Annotated in this window: 3 protein-coding genes; all 3 read right to left on the bottom strand. The window is 61.7% G+C overall.

Annotated elements, in window-relative coordinates:
* Positions 1–180: 180 nt before the first annotated feature.
* The 3 genes from ACFQ24_RS04305 to ACFQ24_RS04295 are packed head-to-tail and all read right to left on the bottom strand — an operon-like array spanning position 181 to position 3,916.
* Positions 181–660 (bottom strand): hypothetical protein, encoded by a 480-nt coding sequence (locus ACFQ24_RS04305; protein ID WP_011445585.1) that lies wholly within the window; start codon positions 658–660, stop codon positions 181–183.
* Entirely contained in the window at positions 657–2,789 is a 2,133-nt protein-coding gene (locus ACFQ24_RS04300; RefSeq protein ID WP_010890943.1) for a tyrosine-type recombinase/integrase, read from the bottom strand. The genes ACFQ24_RS04305 and ACFQ24_RS04300 overlap by 4 nt, the downstream gene beginning before the upstream one ends.
* The gene (locus ACFQ24_RS04295; RefSeq protein ID WP_380909246.1) at positions 2,780–3,916 is read right to left on the bottom strand and encodes a tyrosine-type recombinase/integrase; all 1,137 of its coding nucleotides are present in this window, start codon (positions 3,914–3,916) and stop codon (positions 2,780–2,782) included. The genes ACFQ24_RS04300 and ACFQ24_RS04295 overlap by 10 nt, the downstream gene beginning before the upstream one ends.
* Between the last annotated feature and the right edge of the window lie 170 nt (positions 3,917–4,086).

Genomic DNA, 4,086 nt, shown 5'->3' with positions numbered 1-4,086 from the left:
ATTTTACATATATCAACACCAATTCGTGTCTTGTGTCCTAGTTTCAATGGTTTGCAGGCGATAAACCTGTCCATTGTGTTTCGCTCATAATTTGGACGATCAAGGGAGTTGGAAGTGCAAGACGCCGTAGGCGGCTCACTTCCTACTCGCTTGATCGTAACCCGATCGCAGCGTGACGGTTCAGTCTTCAGAGGAGGGCAGCGGCTCGGGCGACTGTCCCGGTGATACGCGAGCTAGGACAGCCGTGTAGAGCTGACGCCAGTGTTCCGCCTTACCGCGCTCACGCTCGGCCGTTCGGTCCGCCTTAGCCCTTTCGGCACGGGCATCCCGGAGCTCGGTCTCAAGGCGCTCGATCTTGTTGCGGAGTGCCGCTTCGATGTGCCGATATTCCTCGGGCGTTCGCAGCGGGACCTTCTTGCCGTCTATCACCTCGGTTTCCGCGCGGGTTTCGACGCGTTCCTCGCCGATCTCGTCGGCGAAGTTGTTGTAGAGGTACTGGCGGCTGACCTTTGCTTCACGTGCCACCGAGACGAACGTCACAGCCTGCCTGGTGTCGCGCAGCCGCATGATCGCATCCTCGACTGCAGCGCGCTTCTCTGCGCTACGACGGCTGCGGGCATCGTTGAGTGTTGCGATCCGCAGATCCGGTCCCATGGTCATGACGTCGCTTCCTCTCGAGCAGTGGCCGGCCTGTAGCGCTGCTTTTCACCCTTGTAGAGGCCGTGCTCCTCGATGGAGCGGATGATGGTGTCGGTGTTGTGGACCGCATCCTTATTGCGTTGCAGGCGCTTGCGCGTGATGTCGGCCATGCGGGTCTGTCCGCCTTCCTCGTAGTTCTGCGCTTCCTGCTCGAGCCCTTCGATCGCGGCGTAAAGTCCGGCCCGTTCACAGCGGAAGTGCTCCACGTCGCCGCCATCGGCGCGGAAGAACCGGCAGGTCAGGCAGGCGTGGGCGTGCTCGCACCATTCGCCGAGTTGCCCTGGCAGCGTGCAGGCGCCGCCGCAGACCCGCGTGGCCAGCATGGTTTCCTTGCGCAGCAGGAGATCGCCGACCGCTTCGTCGACCTTGCCCGCGATTGTGAAGAACTGGCCGCCACCCTTTCGCAGCAAGGCGTTCTTCTTGAGATCGAGACGCTTGTTGACGTACATCGACGCCATATCCGGCGAGGCATGGCCGAGCTCGAACATGATGCTCAGGATGTCGTGGCCTTCGGCCGCCATTTGTGTCCCTCGATGGTGGCGCAACGGATGCCATGAGAAGTCGAACGGCTTGCCTTCGCCATCGACGATCCCGTGCCTGAGGCACAGCATCCTGAGCTCCTGCAAGGTCCAGTTGTAGCCGAGGAACGATTCCCGCTTGCCGTAAAAGACGGGGAACAGGTATTTCGTGGCGCGCCCGTAACGCTGCCGGACGCGATCCTGCTGGGCTTCGATCAACTCGATCATGGCCCGGTGCGCGGGATCGGTCGCCAGCAAGGGCTTGGTGTTCCAGCGGCTGACCTTGTTCTGCCAGAACGTGAACAGCATGAACCGCTTGTCGTGCGGATCGGGCCGCAGGCAGTCGAAGAGCAAGGCATGCAGGTCTTCGGCTCGCGCACCGGTGGTGATCCCGATCATGAAGATTACCGGGATAGGGGCAGGCAGTTCATCGAGCCTGGCCATCATCGCGGCCAAGGCCTCAGGAGGCGCCGCCCGGTTGGCGCCCTCTCGCGAAGCGTAGAGCCGGTTGCGCGGGTCATCCGGTGCCTGCTTGTAACGGATGCGCCGCGCCGCGCGCTTGTCGAGCGCGATCCGCGGCCATTCCCCCGGCAGTAGCACCGGTGCTGCCCGCATCAGTTGGACGATGTCGGTGTACCAGTTCTTGCCGGCGGCATTGCGCGCGTTTCCCCATGCAAGATAGCGCTCCATCGTTAGTTCGTTGATCTTCGCAGGACCAGCGACGGATTCTTCGTGGAGGAACTGCGCAAACAGCCGTAACCGAGATCGCATCGCGATCACCGTTCTTGGCGCAAATTCCCCATGTGCGACCTTGTCGAGCAGGAAGCCGCGCATCAGCGGGCGCAGCCACGGCTCGAAGTTCAGGAAGTTGATATAGGTGTCGCTTCGCCGTTGCCGATCGCGGAAGCGTGTGTCCTCCTCGCTGTAGAGATCGTTGAGCAGGATGATGTCGCGGTCATGCATCGGTGCCATCTGCGCCCGGTTGATGATCGCGAAGCGATGGATATCACCGAACAGCTGCACTTCCGGTGAGCGGAACTCGCTGGTGACGATCTTGCCGCCCCGGATCCACTGGCGGGTCTGGCTTTGCCTGCGCCGTCCATAATTCGCGCCATACCAGGCGGCGTAGCACTCCAGCACTGCATCGTTGTGGTGGTTCCGTTTGCGCGCACCCTCGTCATCTGATGGCGCGAAGCCGGGGTGAGGGATGTCGGCAAGGCAGCCCGCCTCAAAGTGACCAAGCAGGTCCGCGCCTTCCTCTACCAGATAGCGGATCACCGGGATCCGGCGCTGGAACCAGTGGGCGTCCGCCTTGCGATCGTCGAGAACGGATACCGCCAGGTAAGCCTTGATCTCGTTGGTGAGTACCGGAACCGCAGCCTGAAGCGGCAAGCTTGCGTATGTCTGGCTCAGCCAGGGATGGCCGAACACCTCACCCATCATGGCGTCCGACCAAATGGGATTGGCGACGAGGAGGGGGGATATCTCCGCGAGGCGCCCCTCAAGCCAGTTGTTGTAGCGATCGGTATCGTGCGGCGTGCCGCCGACGAGCGCCAGCGGCGTCAGGCCCATCGCAGATCCTTTCCGAGCAGCTCAGCCTCGCGAAGTTTCTCAAGCCTTTCATGCACCTCGTCGGGTCCTGTGAGGTAAAGCCTGCGGATTTCCGAGGCGAACAGGTGCTGATAGAACGCCGCTGTCGTTTGCGGGCTGGCATGCCCGAGCCGGTCGGCCACTTCGAGCAGGCTGTATCCCGCCGCGATCGCCTCGGATGCATGGCTGTGGCGGAACATGTGCCAGCTGAAGGCGATATGGGTGCGCTGCTCCAGCAGGCCCGCGAGCTTCTGCGCGTAGGACAGGCTCATGGCGTGCCCGATGACGCCGGCTTTGACATTGGTGAAGACGTACTCGGCGCCGGACTCGAAGGCTGGCAGATATTCGTCGCTGGTGATGTAATCGACGTACATGTTGAGCACGTAGTCGTGCACCGGCACACCGCGCGTCCGGCCCGATTTCGCACGGGCCTCATTGGCATTGTCTTCGCGCGGAACGACCCAGATGACCTTTTCGGCGAGATCGATATCGACATGGCGCAGGCCCAGCGCTTCACCGATCCTAAGGCCGGTGTTGTAGAGCAGCACGACCAGGAAGGCGTCGCGCGCGAGCCCGCAGGCCTCGATCAGCCGCAGAACCTCGCTCGGCGTCAGCCGCTTCTTGAGCACCTGCTGCTGGACCCGGCCGGGATCGCCCGAGAGATAACGGTCTTTGCGCCGTGTCGTCCGTCGCTGGCTGATATGCTCAAGGAACGGCTTGTAGATCCGGTGGCCGTCATAGGCCTTTGTGACCTCGGTCGTATCGACCGCGAAGTCGTCAGTGCCGTTGTAAAAGCGGTAGAACGATTTGACCGCGAGCTGGATCTGGTTGCGCGTCGATGGTGCCAGAATCCGCGTTTCCTGCTTGCGTAGCAGGATCAGCCGAGGACTTGGCAGCGCATCCTTTCGGCGGGCAAGCCGCCAGGCAAGGAAGCTGTCATACAGCGCAACCGTGGCTTCATGGATGCCGGCGCCGTTTGCGCCGAGGAAGCTAGCGAAGTCCACAACGTGGCGAACATAAGCGCGGATCGTGTTTGGTGACGCATGGGTCTGTTCGAGATGGACGATCCAGTGACGAAGGCACTCGACGACATCGCCGTCATCATCCAATACCGTCCACGACCGGCGACCGCCGGGCATTTCGATGCGCGCAGCCTGCCAGGGCGTCGTAGCGAACGGAGTGGACACGGTCGCTGATACTGTTGAAAGACCCCCGTGACTGCAAGCCTTTCGCCATCACACTGGACACAGTTTACATGGACAGTTATGGTATCGGTATT

This window comes from Sphingobium olei, assembly GCF_042678845.1.
Taxonomy (GTDB): domain Bacteria; phylum Pseudomonadota; class Alphaproteobacteria; order Sphingomonadales; family Sphingomonadaceae; genus Sphingobium; species Sphingobium olei.
Note: the sequence above shows the minus strand (reverse complement) of the source record. Positions and strands in the feature narration are given on the sequence as shown.

Bases quoted from the DNA above. Each gene is read 5' to 3' on its own strand.
- ACFQ24_RS04300 (WP_010890943.1), bottom strand. From the start codon at position 2,789: ATGGGCCTGACGCCGCTGGCGCTCGTCGGCGGCACGCCGCACGATACC.
- ACFQ24_RS04305 (WP_011445585.1), bottom strand. From the start codon at position 660: ATGACCATGGGACCGGATCTGCGGATCGCAACACTCAACGATGCCCGC.